The organism is Thiobacillus denitrificans DSM 12475 (genome assembly GCF_000376425.1).
In the GTDB taxonomy this organism is placed as follows: Bacteria; Pseudomonadota; Gammaproteobacteria; order Burkholderiales; family Thiobacillaceae; genus Thiobacillus; species Thiobacillus denitrificans.
On record NZ_AQWL01000001.1, the window covers coordinates 361,929 to 377,899 of the forward strand.

The window sequence follows — 15,971 nt, forward strand, 5'->3', positions numbered from 1 at the left end:
GCCATTATTTTATTCGTTCCTATTTCTTAGCCAGCATGTTTGCTGCTGGCCTAACGACAATCATCGGTCAATTAGCTTTCAGAATCCATTATGGGTACTGGGATCCATTCTTAATGATTTCATTGGTGACAATGAGTTTGCTTGCATTGTTGCTTTCCCTCGCCATAGGCCTCCCATTTTATCTAAGTCGGCGCTGGCGCCGACGCCCCTACAAATCAAATGGGCCGAGCTGACGTCTGGCTCGACGGCCGCCCGCTCGCCTGGATCGATAACGACGCGCAGATTTATTACTATCACGTCGATCACCTGGGGACGCCGTGGGCGATGACGAACCAAGCAGGAACGGTCGTCTGGAAGGCGAACTACGAACCCTTCGGCAAGGCGACGGTGACGATCAATACGGTCGAGAATAACCCCAGACTTCTTGGGCAGTACTTCGACCGGGAGACCGGGATGCAGTACAACTACTTTAGGGGTTATGACCCGACAACGGGCCGGTATATCGAGGCCGATCCGATTGGGTTGCAAGGGGGCATGAATCTCTATGCCTATGTTGAAGGAAATCTGCTGAGTTACGTGGATCCCAATGGCCTCACAAAAGTCCATGGCAATTGGTGTGGCCCTGACTGGACTGGTGGCCACGCTGAGCAGTACACACCAGTGAGTGCCAAGTTATATTCCCCCCCTGTTGATGGCTTAGATACGGCCTGTCAATCACATGACATTTGCTATTACCAATGCCGTAAGGCTCATCCCTGTGATCCTCCTAAAAGATCTACCTGCTTTAGGTCTTGCGATGGGCAATTAACAATAGATGCGTCTTGGGGAGAGAGCATTATGTCATCCGTAATTGTGCGAACAATGCAAAGAAATGGCATTAGGGACCCAGGGCCAAACAGTACAAATTGTTCCTGCGGAGAATAACCACAGAAATATTTCCACTAGTGCATCGAAAGGGATTTAAAACATGCTTTTGTCTATAGGCATCACAGCTTTCGCCTCAATACTGACAGCATTTTTATGTTGGAGATTAAAAAGTCTAGCTTTACGGATTGCGATAGTTGCGCTGATCTCATTTAGTGTTTCTTATGTACTTTACTGGTTGCCGGTTTGGCGAGGAGCAACGGATGACCAATATTCAACATGGGCTCCGATGGTTATTGGTATTTGCTTTGTGGCGGGACTCATTGGTGGCGGGATAGGACTCTTGGTCGTAGCTTGGAAAAAAGCGAGGCAAATACCATAGCGGCCACATCGCCACCAACGGCTACGACGTCGAAGGGCGCATCAGTCAGAAAAGACAAATGAAAGACAAATGGGGTCACGATTATGCAACAAGTACCACCGCGAGCGAGACGACGACCTACACCTACAATGCCCAGGGTCAGCGCATCAAGAAGATCAACCAGAACGGGCTCGCCACCAGCTTCCACTACGGCCCCGACGGCGAACTACTGTACGAGCAGGACTAGGTGGGCAACAACAAGGTCTACGTCTGGCTCGACGGACGATCGCTGGCGCGGATCGACAACAACCAGCAGGTCTACTACTACCACGTCGATCGCCCCAGCACGCCGTGGGCGATGACGGACCACAAGCAGGGACGATCGTCTGGAAGACGAACTATGAGCCGTTCGGTAAGGCGACGGTGACGACCAGCACTGTCGAGAATAACCTGAGGCTGCCAGGGCAGTACTTCGATCGGGAGACGAACCTGCATTACAACTACGCAAGGGATTACGATCCGACAGCGGGCCGGTATATCGAGGCCGATCCGATTGGGCTTGAAGGGGGCCTAAATGTTTACAGCTATGTGAATGGCAATCCGTTAAACAGGATTGATCCGAAGGGACTGGACTAAGTGCCACCGCTGGTTCCGCCTGCAGCTAATGGCAACTATTCAACCGATTTTACAAAGCAAGATGGTGTTTGCAGCGCTCCCGCAGGTGTTCTAAATGGCAACTCTTGTACGCGCAAATGCTGTGAAAACCACGATAATTGCTACACCAAATACCACTGCAATGCATCATCATGGATTAGCAATTTACTGGGTTACGGCTTTGCATGTCAGCAATGCAATGCTGAGGCAGAAAAATGCGTCATCGAAAATCTTGAAAAACATGACTGTGATAGCGATAAGTGTAAGAAGTGAGGGCTCATCTCATGAATAAACCTATTGGGACGCTATTCGCACTAGCAATTGCTTTTTTTTTTATTGCTTTAGGCATATGGCACATTTTGGGGGGTGCGGCGCCACTTGGTGGTAGTCAGGGAGACACATCTTTTTTTCCGGTATGGTATCCCGTTATGATTCTTTGCGCGGGATTGCTTGGCTTTTTCTTCCCATCTGCCGCTTGGCTAGTAGGGCCGATGATGCTGGCGACACAAAGCGTGTTGGACGTTTGGTTCTCTCCTTATGAAGCAAATCTTTGGCCAATTGGCATGGCTATACAATTCGTCTTGGCGATTCCCCTGGTTCTTTCTGGACTTGGCGGTCGATTCCTCACAAAAATAATAAAACGGGCGGATTAACGAAGCGCAATCCGCTTGGTGGCTGAATCAAAGGCAATCAAAGGGAATCACAATACAACTACTTCAGGGATTACGATCCGGGGACGGGCAGGTACCTGGAATTCGACTTGATTGGGTTGCGCGGCGGGCTCAACGGGTACTTATACGCGAACGCCGATCCGCTGACCTATACCGATCCTTTTGGACTTGCGCCACCCACTATTTGCAATGGCCAGGATTGTGTAAATCCGCCATACGATCCGACACCCAGCGGTCTAAGACCAAGCCCGCAGCCGCGCCCTGATGGAAAGCCGCCCCGTGAATCGGGCCAGCCTGCACGCTACGATATTTGTCAGGATTTTGATCTGTTGAAAAAGCCGTGCAAAACTTGTGTTGACCTTGCATGTAATGTCTCGGCGGGCACACGCCAACTCTGCTGTGACGTTGATTTCCGCGACTGTTTTGCCAACGCGATCGACAATCCAGGAAAGCTGGCTGAATGCAATGCGAAGCGGGCAGCCTGCGCGTTTAGGGGACGCTAATGAACAAAAAGATGCGTACATTATCAGGATATTCGATTGTGGTTGTCGTGTTTATTGCTGCTCTAGTTGTGTTATCGCAGATAGCGGCTTCACCGTGGTTGAATGCAGTGGCAGCGGCTATTGCCATAGTGGCGGCGAGGCGTTTTGTTGAATCGCTATCAATTATGGCTGTGGGCTTGCTTGTTGCTGTTTTGACTGTGGGGCTGCCGCTTGCGCTGCTGTTTGCCGTAGGGGCGAATAATGGTTTATCGCCACTGTCTTATTTTGAGCTCGTTGACGTAGTGTAAGCGGTGCTCCCGACATTAACCGCAATTGTTCTCTTGGCCTTACTCAAACGAAATAGTTAGTGATAAAGGAATCAAACGGGCCGGGCTCACAATAAAAAAATGAACACAATCCCCCTCGTCTCTGAGCATGTTTACGCCGCTCACCGCCATTGTCGACCAGGCTGGCAGCCGCCTCACCTACACCCTCGACGCCATGGGCAACCGCAACCATGAAGCCATCACCCGCCCCGACAACACCTACGTCTACTACGCCCACAGCCGCACCTTCGATGCCTTGGGCCGCCTGTGGCAGGACATCGGCGCCGCCAACCAGACCGTCACCTACCAGTACGACGCCCAGGGCAATATGAAGCAGGTGGACGGCGCCCGCACCGACGTCGCCGACGTCACCAGCCACGGCTACGACGCCCTCGACCGTCTCATCCAGACGCTGAACGCCGACGGCGGCGTCGAGCAATACAAACCCAACACCCTGCTCAGCTACACTTACGACAGCACCGGCCGCCTAACCAGCGCCAGCGACAGCGCCGGCAACAGCTTCGGCAGCCTTGCCTGGACCTACGACCAGAGCGGTAACCGCCAGAGCGAGACCCGCAGCGCCGGCACCATGACGATCAGCTCGCGCAGTGCGTCGGTGAGCAACAGGATTTCGGCAATCGCGCGCATTGGCTTGCTCGATTTTTGTACTACTAATGAATGAGGTGCGGTATTCGACAAGCCTTTACCGCGTCCGTGCCGTTGGCTTTACCTCCCAAACGCAGCGACTCTTCCATCCTACCCTTGGGGTGCCATCATGAAACAACTCAACAAGTATCTTGCCGTAGTTTTTCTGGCCGTGACGCTGGGATCCGTTGCTGGATGTGCATCGACGCGCACACAGCAGGGAACCGGCGAGTATATCGACGATGCCGTCATCACCACCAAAGTGAAGGCAGCCATACTCGAAGACCCCATGACGAAGGTACTGGAGATCAAAGTCAAAACCTTCAAGGGCGAGGTTCAACTAAGCGGCTTCGTCAGTTCGCGGGCCGCGGCGAACAGGGCAGTCGAGCTGGCACGCGGCGTCAAGGGCGTCACCTCCGTCAAGGACGACATGCAGATCAAGTGATGTCAGCCGGTCCGGTTCCTGGAGTTGACCGCCATATTCCGATTCTGAACCCGGTCAGTCCGGCCAGACTGATGTCGCCGCTACACCATGACGGTAGACGAGCCGGGAATAAGGGGGGAGTATCCCAAGGTGGCCCCCGGCCTTCGAAGCACGATAATCGCTGGCTGGGGCCTGAAGTTTGTTTACAGCGAGGAACACCGACTATGGCAAATTCCAAGACCACCGGCTCGACGATGAGCACTGGCGCACCGGCGCCGAGCGACCGTAATTCCCTGACGGTCGGCCCTGACGGCCCCATTCTCCTGCACGACGTGCATTTCCTCGAGCAGATGGCGCACTTCAACCGGGAGAAAGTCCCCGAGCGTCAACCCCATGCCAAGGGCTCGGGCGCGTTCGGCGTGTTCGAGACAACCGATGACGTCTCGGCCTATACCCGGGCGGCGCTGTTCCAGCAGGGCACCTCGACCGAGATGCTGGCGCGTTTCTCCACCGTGGCCGGCGAGGCGGGCAGCCCGGACACCTGGCGCGACGTGCGTGGTTTTTCGCTGAAGTTCTACACGAGCGAAGGCAATTACGACCTCGTGGGCAACAACACGCCGGTGTTCTTCGTGCGCGATCCGATGAAGTTTCCGCACTTCATCCGCAGCCAGAAACGGCTTGCCGACTCCGGCCTGCGTGACAACCACATGCAGTGGGACTTCTGGACCAGCAACCCGGAGACCGCGCACCAGGTGACCTACCTGATGGGCGAGCGCGGGCTGCCGCGCACCTGGCGGCACATGAACGGCTACGGCTCGCATACCTACATGTGGGTGAACGCCAAGGGCGAGCGGTTCTGGGTGAAATACCATTTCCACACCCAGCAGAGCATGGCGTTCTTCACCAACGCCGAGGCCGCCACCATGGCGGGTACCGACGCCGACTTCCACCGTCGCGACCTGTTCGAGGCGATCGCCCGGGGCGAACATCCACAGTGGATACTTTCGGTCCAGATCATGCCGTATGCCGACGCGAAGACCTACCGGATCAATCCCTTCGACCTGACCAAGACCTGGTCGCACCGGGACTATCCGCTGATCCGCGTCGGCACAATGACCCTGAATCGCAACCCGGAGAATTTCTTCGCCCAGATCGAGCAGGCCGCCTTCTCGCCGGGGAACACGGTACCGGGTATCGGATTGTCGCCGGACAAGATGCTGCTGGGCCGGGCCTTCGCCTACAACGACGCCCAGCGCAACCGCATCGGGACCAACTTCAACCAGCTTCCGGTCAACCAGCCCAAGGTGCCGGTGAATACCTACCAGTTCGACGGCCAGATGACCTACACTCACAGCGGCAACGCGCCCACCTACGCGCCCAACAGCGGTGGCCGGCCGTGGGCGGATGAAACCGGCCCCGTCGCGGACGGCTGGGAAACGGACGGCGAAATGGTCCGCAGCGCCTACACCCTGCGTGCCGAAGACGACGACTTCACCCAGCCCGGGACCCTGGTCCGCAAGGTATTCAACGACGCCCAGCGCACGGCGCTGATCGACCAGGTGGCCGGCAGCCTGCTCGGTGGGGTCCGTTCACCGGTCCTCGAACGTGCCTTCGACTACTGGAAGTCCATCGACCCGGATGTCGGCGCCAGGATCGAGCAGAAGGTCAGGGCGGGGAGTGGCGGCTAACCCGCAGAGGGCATGGGCGAAGGCTTAGTCCTGGCCTCGGCATGTGCGGGTGCGGAGGCCCGCTGCCACCGCACCCGCATCGATTCCGGGTAATAAATGGGGGCCCTGTTTATTCGTTGATTCCGCTGCCGTGGCGATCCGGGTCGCCCTGACCCAGGTGTTCGGGAATCGAGGGAGCGGGTCGAGGTTGATGGGGCCTCTTTCTCCTTAACGGCGCCTGGCACCCAGATCCGGGCGTCAGGCCCGCTGCTACGATTTCCGGAAAATACCGAGCCTGCTCAGGATGAAGATCAGCAGCACGGCGCCGCCGAACGCGACGATGAAGCGTGCGATGCCGCCCACGGCGGTGAAACCCAGCAGTCCGGCGATCCCGTAGCCGAGCATCGAGCCCACCACGCCGACCGCCACATTGGCGATCCAGCCCATCTGGGCGTTGGTCTTCATGGCGATGCTCGCCAGCCAGCCAACGACGCCGCCAATAATCAATGTAATGATCAAGCCCATGTTGTTCCTCCCTTGATGATTGAAACTTCGAGTGCGCGCATGCCGCTGGGTCAGCGCATGGTCTTGCCGGCCATCCGCCTGGTTGTCGAACGGATGGCCATCGCTGTTCAGGCCGGGCATCGCGGCGGGTCCCCGGACCCCGTTGTCCGCAGGCTGAACATCACAGCCGCCGCCGAGCAGCCCACCGAATCCCTCGATACCAGCGGCCTGCGATTGCTTCTTGAATCCGCCAAGGATCGCCGGGGCGAGAATGTCTGTGACCGGAGCGCATCGTTTCTGGCGATGAATGCAGGATAGTAGACAAATAGACGGTGGGCTGGGCGAGTCGGGGCTGGAAAGCCGCACCCTCCCGATTTACCATCCAGTTAGAGAAGCGAAACCTTTCGTTGTGAATGAAGCACGTTCACCCCAAAGCATCGGACAGACTCAAACCTGAACACATGACCAATACCGCAAAAGCTGACCGCAGCCCGTGGGCTGTCTTTCTGGTTTTTCTCCGATTGGGCCTAACCTCCTTCGGTGGCCCGGTTGCCCACCTGGGCTATTTCCGCGATGAGTTCGTGACGCGGCGGCAGTGGTTGACCGAGCGCAGCTATGCAGACCTGGTCGCCCTTTGCCAGTTCTTGCCGGGACCGGCCAGCAGCCAGGTTGGAATCGCGCTCGGGCTGTCCCGATCCGGCTACGCCGGCGCACTGGCCGCATGGGCGGGCTTTACTCTGCCGTCCGCGATAGCCCTGATTCTGTTTGCACAGGGTATGGTCAGTTACGGGGATGTCATCCCGGCTGGCGTGCTGCACGGTTTGAAAGTAGTGGCCGTGGCGGTGGTCGCGCAGGCGGTATGGGGGATGGCCCGCACTCTTTGCCCGGATGTCCCGCGCGTCACCATCATGGCGGCGGCGGCCTGCTTCGTTCTTCTGATGCCGTCCGCATGGGGGCAGGTGGGCGTCATCGTGATTGCTGCGGTCATCGGCCTCTTGCTGTTCAAACCTCAGCAGGGGGCAGCAGCCCATGACCCATTGCCCATTGTGATGAGGCGTCGTGTCGGCCTGCTTTGGCTGGCGCTGTTTTTTGCCCTGCTGATGGGGCTGCCGCTTCTGACCGCACTGTTTCCGGGCCAGACACTGGCCATGGTCGATGCTTTCTACCGAGCCGGATCGCTGGTATTTGGCGGAGGGCATGTCGTGTTGCCACTGCTGCAAGCCGAGGTCGTACCCCCCGGCTGGGTCGATAACGAGTTTTTCCTGGCGGGCTACGGTGCGGCGCAGGCCGTTCCTGGCCCCTTGTTCACCTTTGCGGCGTTTCTTGGCGCTTCGATGAACGAAATGCCTTCCGGCTGGCTGGGGGGCATGATCTGCCTGTTGGCGATCTTCGCACCCTCTTTCCTGCTGGTCGCGGGTGCCCTGCCGTTTTGGGAGCGCTTGCGCCGCAATGTCCGTGCGCAAGCTGCGTTGTCGGGTATCAATGCGGCCGTGGTGGGCCTGCTGCTGGCAGCCCTGTATCAACCTGTATGGACGAGCGCAATACATGCGCCGCAAGACTTCGGACTGGCGCTGGTCGCGCTGGTCGCCCTGATGTTCTGGAAGCTGCCGCCGTGGCTGGTCGTGGTGGGCAGCGGTGTCGCGGGCGGGTTGTTGAATGGGCTTCCGTGAGGTCGGATATGGCTGGCAAAGATCTGGCGACGGCTTGATCAAGGGCCATTGACCGGTATCCGGTCGCCCCACCGCCCAATGATCATCGAGGGGGGCAGGACATCGTCGATGCGTAATTCGACGATCTTCGCAAAGGACACACCGCGCTGACGTGCGGCATCTTGCCGGATGATATGATCACCCCAAGCACGCGGGCCAGGTGATGGCCTGTTTCTACCCGGCTGGGGAGCACTCTCATAGACCTTACTCGATTCGCACCGCTAGCCGTCGTGCTGGGCGCCGTGGCGGTGGCAACCAATCCGGTTTTCGTCCGGCTGAGCGAGCTGACTTCGGTCGCATCGGCAGCCCACCGTATGATCTGGGCGTTGCCGGTATTCGCGTTCTGGTTCTGGTTGTCGAGGCCCAAGACCGGGGTACGGCCACCCTCCGGGAAACATGTCCCGCTGCTGTTGCTCTGTGGCTTGCTGTTCGCCACTGATCTGGTTTCGTTGCACGCCTCTATCGAGCGTACGGCGGCGGCCAACTCAATGCTGTTTGTCAACGCACAACCCATTTATGTCGTGCTCGGCGGCTGGCTGCTGTTCGGCACCCGTGTCACCCGGAATTTCGGGTTTGGCGTGGCGATTGCCCTCGTCGGCGGGGTGCTGGTGGCCTGGCAAAGCCTCGATATCGGTACCGAGCACCTGATTGGCGATGGCCTGGGTGTGTTCGCGGGCATCCTCTACGCCGGCTATATTATCGGTGCGAGCCGGTTGCGCGGGCGGTTCTCGAGTACCGAGATCAACCTGTGGACCTGTCTGATCGCAGTACCGATACTGGTGCTGGTCACGCTGGCCAGCGGCGACTCACTGATCCCTCAGACGCCGCGCGGCTGGGGGCTGATGATCGCGCTCGGCGTCATCTCTCAGGGTCTTGGCCAGGGCTTGATCGTCTGGGGTCTGGCCCACCTGCCGACGAGTTTTTCTTCGGTCGCGCTGCTCACCGCGCCGGTCGCCGCCGCCGTGTTCGCGTGGCTGTTCCTCGACGAATCGCTGACCTCTATCCAGCTCGTCGGCATGAGCGCGGTCCTCGTCGGCATCTACGTCGCCTGGCGTGCAGCGCCCATCGCGAGCGAGAAAAAACCCCTGTAAGCCATCGGCCCGACCCGACGGAATCGACTTAGTCGGATCTTCCTACGCTGTATCGACTGGCGAAGCGGAAATATCGTGGGGCTTCATGACAAGGTCCTCATGACGCCGGTGGCGGAGCCGTGACATCCGGCGCTGTAACCTGTTGGTTTTCATGTGGGCCAGTCCAGCCCTTTGCGGATTTCGGGCCATTCGCGTAGAGCGAGCGGGAGAGAAGAATGGCGAGGAGGGCGAAAGGTAATCAGGAAAGGGGCGGAAGGCCACCGACGAAGTCCGCAGACTTTCGCAGGAATCCGCACGAACACGCGGAAACCCGCGCGTTCAGGCAAGAAAAAACCCAACCGAGAACGGTTGGGTTTTCATTATTGGTGGAACCGGCGGGAATCGAACCCGCGTCCGCAAGCTCTCTACAGGCAGTTCTACATACTTAGTCCGGTGTTTTTAAGCTTTAGGCTTGATCACGCCCGCCGAACAGGCTGGATTTTGCCGAGTCGCCTTGGATTTAGCACCCACCCAAGCGACCCGGATGAGCACGATTTCATGTGAATTAACTCACTGCCGGTTTGACCCGGCCCAGCCCATGAACAGGCTAGTGTGAGTCCTGGACCTTAAGCGGCCAGGGCGTAGTTTTCGTCGTTTGCGACTAAAGTTTTTCAGTTGGATTTACGAGGTGCTCTGACCCTCGGTATGCCCTACTCTGCTTTGCAACCCACGTCGAAGCCAGGTCGGTCCCTGTATGCAGCTACATACAAGTGTACTGCATGGAGGGCGGATCTACAGGAAAGTTCCGGCAACGGAAATAAAACTGCGCCGGACTAGTGCAGGAAGGGGAAGGGGTCATGCGTGAGCGCAACCGCCACGATATAACCGAACACGAGCAGGGCCGCAATCCAGGCGCCAATGCGCTGGCTCCGGGTTCTGCCGCGCTTGATGGCAATGGTGCCGAGCACGATGTAGAGGATCAGCGCAAAAAACTTGGCGGTGAGCCAGCCGTGCACCAGCGGATATTGCTGGATCAGCACGGCGAGTCCGATGCCGCTGGCGAGCAACAGGCTGTCGTTGACATGCGGAACGATGCGTACCCAGCGGGCATGAATCCGGGGTGATTCTGCCATCATCCAGGCGCCGCGTAACACGAACAAGGTCAGGGTGATGACGATGGTGGTGAGGTGCAGGTTCTTGAGGATGAGGTAAGTCATGTTCATCCAAGAAAGTCGAGGGTGTCGGCCGGGTGGTGGATTTGCGCCTGCGCCCCCCAGGTGTGCGGCTGGTCGGTCGCGTCGAGGTAGCCCCAGGCGGCGACCAGCGCGGGCATGGCGGCGGCGCGCGCGGCCTGGATGTCACGTTCGGCATCGCCCAGGTACAGGCACTGTGCGGGGGAGGCGCCGCACAGTTCGGCGGCGGCGAGCATCGGCGCCGGATGCGGCTTGGACTGCGGGCAGGTGTCGCCGGATACGATGCAGGTGGCGCGCTCGGCGAGGTCGAGCACCGACATCAGGGGCTCGGTGAAGCGCGCTGGTTTGTTGGTGACGACACCCCATTTCAGCTGGCGCGCTTCGAGTTCGGCCAGCAGATCGAGGATACCGGGGAAGGGCCGCGAATGGCGGCAGATGTTGTCGGCGTACAGCTGCAGGAACTCCTCGCGCATGCGCGCAAAACGCGGGTCGTCGGGATGCAGGTCGAAGCCGGCGCCCAGGAGGCCACGCGCGCCGTGCGAGGCCTGTGGGCGGATGACCGCGTCGGCCAGCGGCGGCAGACCGTGGCGTTCGCGCTGCAGGTTGAGGGCGTAGCCGAGGTCGGGCGCGGTGTCGATCAGGGTGCCGTCGAGGTCGAACAGCACGGCGCGGATGTTCTCAAGCTTCACGGCTTCACACTCCACGGCGGGTGGCCAGCAGGTAGTTGACGCCGGTGTCGGCCTCCAGCTTGTAGACCTTGGTCAGCGGGTTGTAGGTCATGCCGATCAGTTCCTCGGTGTCGAGGCCGGATTCGCGCGCCATACGGGCGAGCTCGGCGGGCTGGATGAATTTAGCGTAGTCGTGGGTGCCGCGTGGCAGCAGCTTGAGGATGTATTCGGCGCCGACGACGGCGAACAGGTAGCTCTTGGCGTTGCGGTTGAGAGTCGAGAAAAATACCCAGCCGCCGGGCTTGACCAGCCTGGCGCAGGCGGTGACCACCGAAGCCGGATCAGGCACGTGCTCGAGCATTTCCATGCAGGTGACGACGTCGAATTCGCCGGCGTGCTGCGCGGCGAAATCCTCGGCCGATACCAGCTGGTAATCGACGCTTTTACCGGATTCGTGGAGGTGCAGCCTGGCGACCTTGAGCGCTTTTTCCGACAGGTCGATTCCGCTGACGACGGCGCCGGCGCCGGCCATCGCCTCGGACAGGATGCCGCCGCCGCAGCCGACGTCGAGTATTTTCTTTCCATTCAGCGGCGCCAGCCCGTCGATCCATTTCAGGCGCAGCGGATTGATTTCGTGCAGCGGCCTGAACTCGGAATTCGGATCCCACCAGCGGTGGGCAAGTTCGGAGAATTTGGCGATTTCGGCAGCGTCGACGTTGCTCATGGTTAACCTCGGGCGGTGAGTTTGCTGCGCCAGTAGCCGGCGCGGGCGGCCAGGTCCTCGGTGTCGAGATCGACCAGGCGACGATCATTCAGTTTCAGCTTGCCGTCGACCCAGACGTGGGTGACGTGTTCGCGCCCGGCAACGTAAACCAGGTGCGAGACCGGGTCAAATACCGGCTGGCTGGACACGGCATGCAGGTCGACCGCGACCAGGTCGGCGCGTTTGCCGGGGGCGATGCTGCCGATGCGGTCGTCCAGGTTGAGCGCGCGGGCGGCGTCGAGCGTCGCCATTTTCAGTGCGGCGGCGGCGGGCAGGGCGGCAGCATTATCGCTGGTGCCCTTGGCCAGCAGGGCAGCCAGGCGCATCTCGGCGAACAGATCGAGACGGTTGTTGCTGGCGGCGCTATCGGTGCCGAGGCCGAGATTGATGCCTGCCGCGGCGAGCCTGGCCAGCGGCGCGATGCCGGAGGCCAGTTTCAGGTTCGAGGTGGGGCAATGCGCCACGTGGCAGCCGTGTTGCGCCAGCAGGTCGATCTCGGCGTCGCTGACATGCACGGCATGGACGCCGATGAAATTCGGCCCCAGCAGGCCGAGCCGCGCCAGCCGCTCCAGCGGGCGCACGCCATACTGATTCACGCTGTCGCGGATTTCGTCAGCGGTTTCGTGGATATGGGTGTGGATGGGCAGGCCGAGCTGTGCGGCCAGGGTGTTGATGCGGTCGAAGGTGGCGTCCGCGATGGTGTAGGGCGCGTGCGGCGCAAAGGCGAAGGAGACCAGTGGCTCTTCCTTCAGTTCGTCGCGCAGGGCGAGACCCTTGGCCAGGTAATCGTCGGCATCGGCGGCATAGGCGCTGGGGCGTTCCAGTACGAACATTCCCAGGGTGGCGCGCATCCCCGCCTGCAGAAAGGCTTCGCCCGCGGCTTGCGGGAAGAAATACATGTCGTTGCAGCAGGTGACGCCGCCGGCCAGCATTTCGGCGGCGGCGAGCAGGGTGCCGTCGCGCACGAAGGCCTCGGATACGTGCTTTTTTTCGGCTGGCCAGATGTGTCCGTTAAGCCAGGCCATCAGCGGCAGGTCGTCGGCAAAGCCGCGCATGAGCGACATCGCGGCGTGGCCATGCAGATTGACGAAGCCCGGAATCAGCGCGCGGCCGGGCAGGGCGATCGTCTGGCGGGCGTCGTAGCGGACTTGCGCGGCATCGGCGGGCAGTACGTCGAGAATGCGGCCGTCCTGCACCACGACGGCGTGGTCGGTGAAGGCGCCCGCAGTTTCGACGGGCACCACCCATTGCGGCAGGAGAAGGAAGTCGGCAGAGGCTTGCATGGTGGCCCGCATTCTCACCGTTTAGGATTGGATTGGCAAAGGCGGAGACCGTTTGGCAAAGGCGGGCGGGGCGGGCGGCCATGCTAAAATCGCGGGCTTTAAAGCCTGAATAAATAAAAGCCGGTTATGGAACAGTTTGCCAAGGAAACCCTCCCGGTCAGCCTCGAAGAGGAGATGCGGCGCTCCTACCTCGATTACGCCATGAGCGTGATCGTCGGACGCGCGCTGCCGGACGTGCGCGACGGCCTGAAACCGGTGCATCGCCGCGTGCTGTACGCAATGAACGAGCTCGGCAACGACTGGAACAAGGCCTACAAGAAGTCGGCTCGCGTGGTCGGCGACGTCATCGGTAAGTACCACCCGCACGGCGACACCGCGGTGTATGACACCATGGTGCGGATGGCGCAGGATTTCTCGCTGCGCTATCCGCTGATCGACGGCCAGGGCAACTTCGGCTCGGTCGACGGCGACAACGCGGCGGCGATGCGTTACACCGAAGTGCGCATGGCGAAGATCGCGCACGAACTGCTGGCCGATCTTGACAAGGAAACCGTCGACTTCGGCCCCAACTATGACGGCTCCGAGCACGAGCCGCTGGTGCTGCCGACCAAGATCCCCAACCTGCTGATCAACGGCTCGTCCGGCATCGCGGTGGGCATGGCGACCAACATCCCGCCGCACAACCTCACCGATATCTGTACGGCGCTGTTTGCGCTGCTGGACGATCCCGAGATCGACATCGAGTCGCTGATCGCCATCGTCAAGGCGCCGGACTTCCCGACCGCCGGCATCATCTATGGTCTCTCCGGCGTGCGCGACGGCTACCGCACCGGCCGCGGCCGCGTGGTGATGCGCGCCACCTGCCACGTCGAGGATCTCGACAAGAGCGGCGGCAAGCAGGCGATCATCATCGACGAGCTGCCGTACCAGGTGAACAAGGCCAACCTGCTGATCAAGATCGGCGAGTTGGTGCGCGAAAAACAGATCGACGGCATCGCCGACCTCAGGGACGAGTCAGACAAGTCCGGCATGCGCGTCTACATCGAGCTGAAGCGCGGCGAGAACGCCGACGTCATCCTGAACAATCTGTACAAGCAGACGCAGATGCAGGACACCTTCGGCATGAACATGGTGGCGCTGATCGACGGCCAGCCGCGCCTCTTGAACCTGAGGGAAATGCTCGACGCCTTCCTGCGCCACCGCCGCGAAGTCGTCACCCGCCGCACCGTGTTCGATCTAAGGAAGGCGCGCGAACGCGGCCACATCCTCGAAGGCCTGGCGGTGGCGCTGGCCAACGTCGACGAGATCGTCGAATTGATCAAGTCATCGGAAACGCCGGTTATCGCGAAAGAGCGCCTGCTCCGCCGCGCCTGGAAGTCGGCGATGGTCGAGGAGATGCTGGCGCGCATCGATCCCGAGTTCTCGCGCCCGGCGAATGTCGGCCCCGAGTTCGGCCTGCATGCCGACGGCTACCACCTGTCCGAGGTTCAGGCGCAGCGCATCCTGGAAATGCAGCTGCAGCGCCTGACCAATCTGGAATCCGACAAGATCATCGGCGAGTACAAGGAGATCATGGCGAAGATCGCCGACCTGCTCGACATCCTCGCCAACCCGTCGCGCATCACCCAGATCATCCGCGATGAACTGACCCAGGTCCGCGACCAGTTCGGCGATGCGCGCCGCTCGGCCATCGTCGAGAACGCGCAAGACATGTCGATGGAAGACCTGATCAAGCCGGAGGAGATGGTGGTGACGCTGTCGCACGGCGGCTACATGAAGTCGCAGCCGATCGACGACTACCGCGCGCAGAAGCGCGGCGGGCGCGGCAAGCAGGCGGCGGGCACCAAGGACGAAGACTTCATCGAGAAGATGTTCATCGCCAACACCCACGACTATATCCTCTGCTTCTCCAACCGCGGCCGGCTTTACTGGCTCAAGGTCTACAATGTGCCGCAGGGCGGGCGCAACGCGCGCGGCAAGCCCATCGTCAACCTGCTGCCGCTGGAAGACGGCGAAAAGATCAACGCTCTCTTGCCGGTCAAGACCTTCGACGACGAGCACTACGTGTTCATGGCCACCAGCAACGGTATCGTCAAGAAAACCCCTTTGTCCGACTTCTCGCGTCCGCGCACCGCAGGCATCATCGCGGTGGGGCTGGACGACGGCGACTTCCTCATCGGCGCCTCGATCACCGACGGCCGCCACGACGTGATGCTGTTCTCCGACGGCGGCAAGGCGGTGCGCTTCGACGAAAATGACGTGCGCCCGATGGGCCGCACCGCGCGCGGCGTGATCGGCATGAAACTCGCCAAGGGCAAGAAGCTGATTTCGTTGCTGGTGGCGGAAGATGAAAACGATTTCGTGCTGACCGCGACCGAGAACGGCTACGGCAAGCGCACGTCGATCGCCGAATACACCCGCCATGCACGCGCGACGCAAGGCATGATCGCGATCCAGACCAGCGAGCGCAACGGCCGCGTGGTGGCCGCCACGCTGGTGAAGGAAGACGACGAAATCATGCTGATCACCACCGGCGGCGTGCTGATCCGTACCCGGGTCAGGGAAATCCGCGCCATGAGCCGCGCGACGCAGGGCGTCACGCTGATCAACCTGGACAAGGGCGAGACTTTGATCAGCCTGGAAAAAGTGGCTGAAACCGACAACGAAGAGGAATTGGGGGACTAAGG

At 60.3% G+C, this 15,971-nt stretch carries 17 protein-coding genes and 1 other RNA gene; 12 read left to right on the forward strand and 6 right to left on the reverse strand.

Going from position 1 to position 15,971, the window contains the following annotated elements; translation table 11 throughout:
* Window positions 1-219: 219 nt before the first annotated feature.
* The 9 genes from B059_RS21345 to B059_RS0101945 all read left to right on the forward strand — a co-directional run bounded on the left by B059_RS21345 (window position 220) and on the right by B059_RS0101945 (window position 6,115).
* A complete protein-coding gene (locus B059_RS21345; RefSeq protein ID WP_081601566.1) occupies window positions 220-924 on the forward strand; it encodes an RHS repeat domain-containing protein in 705 nt (234 codons plus the stop codon).
* Window positions 925-1,304: 380 nt separating this feature from the next.
* On the forward strand, window positions 1,305-1,472 hold the full coding sequence (locus tag B059_RS21350) for a hypothetical protein (RefSeq protein WP_018076551.1): 168 nt from the start codon (window positions 1,305-1,307) through the stop codon (window positions 1,470-1,472).
* A 104-nt stretch (window positions 1,473-1,576) separates the two neighbouring features.
* Window positions 1,577-1,861 (forward strand): RHS repeat-associated core domain-containing protein, encoded by a 285-nt coding sequence (locus B059_RS21595; RefSeq protein ID WP_026177240.1) that lies wholly within the window; start codon window positions 1,577-1,579, stop codon window positions 1,859-1,861.
* Between the two features lie 302 nt (window positions 1,862-2,163).
* Window positions 2,164-2,532, forward strand: coding sequence for a hypothetical protein (locus tag B059_RS20695; RefSeq protein WP_157273577.1), 369 nt, complete (start codon window positions 2,164-2,166; stop codon window positions 2,530-2,532).
* 26 nt (window positions 2,533-2,558) lie between these two features.
* Window positions 2,559-3,053: an RHS repeat domain-containing protein gene (locus B059_RS20185; RefSeq protein ID WP_081601568.1), complete on the forward strand. Its 495-nt coding sequence runs from the start codon at window positions 2,559-2,561 to the stop codon at window positions 3,051-3,053.
* Window positions 3,053-3,340 (forward strand): hypothetical protein, encoded by a 288-nt coding sequence (locus B059_RS20700; protein ID WP_157273578.1) that lies wholly within the window; start codon window positions 3,053-3,055, stop codon window positions 3,338-3,340. Before B059_RS20185 ends, B059_RS20700 begins: the two co-directional genes overlap by 1 nt.
* A 127-nt stretch (window positions 3,341-3,467) precedes the next feature.
* The gene (locus tag B059_RS0101935; protein WP_018076553.1) at window positions 3,468-4,040 is read left to right on the forward strand and encodes an RHS repeat domain-containing protein; all 573 of its coding nucleotides are present in this window, start codon (window positions 3,468-3,470) and stop codon (window positions 4,038-4,040) included.
* Between the two features lie 93 nt (window positions 4,041-4,133).
* Entirely contained in the window at window positions 4,134-4,448 is a 315-nt protein-coding gene (locus B059_RS0101940; protein WP_018076554.1) for a BON domain-containing protein, read from the forward strand.
* A 203-nt stretch (window positions 4,449-4,651) separates the two neighbouring features.
* Window positions 4,652-6,115: a catalase gene (locus B059_RS0101945; RefSeq protein WP_018076555.1), complete on the forward strand. Its 1,464-nt coding sequence runs from the start codon at window positions 4,652-4,654 to the stop codon at window positions 6,113-6,115.
* Between the two features lie 249 nt (window positions 6,116-6,364).
* Here the strand turns inward: B059_RS0101945 and B059_RS0101950 are convergent, their stop codons facing one another.
* On the reverse strand, window positions 6,365-6,739 hold the full coding sequence (locus tag B059_RS0101950; protein WP_211206868.1) for a GlsB/YeaQ/YmgE family stress response membrane protein: 375 nt from the start codon (window positions 6,737-6,739) through the stop codon (window positions 6,365-6,367).
* Window positions 6,740-7,011: 272 nt separating this feature from the next.
* Between B059_RS0101950 and chrA the strand changes: the two genes are divergently transcribed.
* Together chrA and B059_RS0101965 are read left to right on the forward strand one after the other, a co-directional pair.
* The gene (gene chrA / locus B059_RS0101960) at window positions 7,012-8,268 is read left to right on the forward strand and encodes a chromate efflux transporter (protein WP_462724064.1); all 1,257 of its coding nucleotides are present in this window, start codon (window positions 7,012-7,014) and stop codon (window positions 8,266-8,268) included.
* Between the two features lie 269 nt (window positions 8,269-8,537).
* The gene (locus B059_RS0101965; protein WP_018076559.1) at window positions 8,538-9,398 is read left to right on the forward strand and encodes a DMT family transporter; all 861 of its coding nucleotides are present in this window, start codon (window positions 8,538-8,540) and stop codon (window positions 9,396-9,398) included.
* 363 nt (window positions 9,399-9,761) lie between these two features.
* Here B059_RS0101965 and ssrA read toward each other — a convergent pair.
* The 5 genes from ssrA to B059_RS0101985 form a co-directional block, all read right to left on the reverse strand.
* Window positions 9,762-10,128: a transfer-messenger RNA gene (ssrA, locus tag B059_RS20190) on the reverse strand.
* An 82-nt stretch (window positions 10,129-10,210) separates the two neighbouring features.
* Complete coding sequence (locus B059_RS0101970; RefSeq protein WP_157273579.1) at window positions 10,211-10,594, reverse strand: SirB2 family protein; 384 nt, start codon at window positions 10,592-10,594, stop codon at window positions 10,211-10,213.
* A gap of 2 nt (window positions 10,595-10,596) precedes the next feature.
* Window positions 10,597-11,259: an HAD-IA family hydrolase gene (locus B059_RS0101975; RefSeq protein WP_018076561.1), complete on the reverse strand. Its 663-nt coding sequence runs from the start codon at window positions 11,257-11,259 to the stop codon at window positions 10,597-10,599.
* A 4-nt stretch (window positions 11,260-11,263) separates the two neighbouring features.
* On the reverse strand, window positions 11,264-11,962 hold the full coding sequence (ubiG, locus tag B059_RS0101980) for a bifunctional 2-polyprenyl-6-hydroxyphenol methylase/3-demethylubiquinol 3-O-methyltransferase UbiG (RefSeq protein WP_018076562.1): 699 nt from the start codon (window positions 11,960-11,962) through the stop codon (window positions 11,264-11,266).
* Between the two features lie 2 nt (window positions 11,963-11,964).
* A complete protein-coding gene (locus tag B059_RS0101985; protein WP_018076563.1) occupies window positions 11,965-13,284 on the reverse strand; it encodes a TRZ/ATZ family hydrolase in 1,320 nt (439 codons plus the stop codon).
* A gap of 126 nt (window positions 13,285-13,410) precedes the next feature.
* Here B059_RS0101985 and gyrA point away from each other — a divergent pair, with 126 nt between their 5' ends.
* Complete coding sequence (gyrA, locus tag B059_RS0101990) at window positions 13,411-15,969, forward strand: DNA gyrase subunit A (RefSeq protein WP_018076564.1); 2,559 nt, start codon at window positions 13,411-13,413, stop codon at window positions 15,967-15,969.
* Window positions 15,970-15,971: the final 2 nt, after the last annotated feature.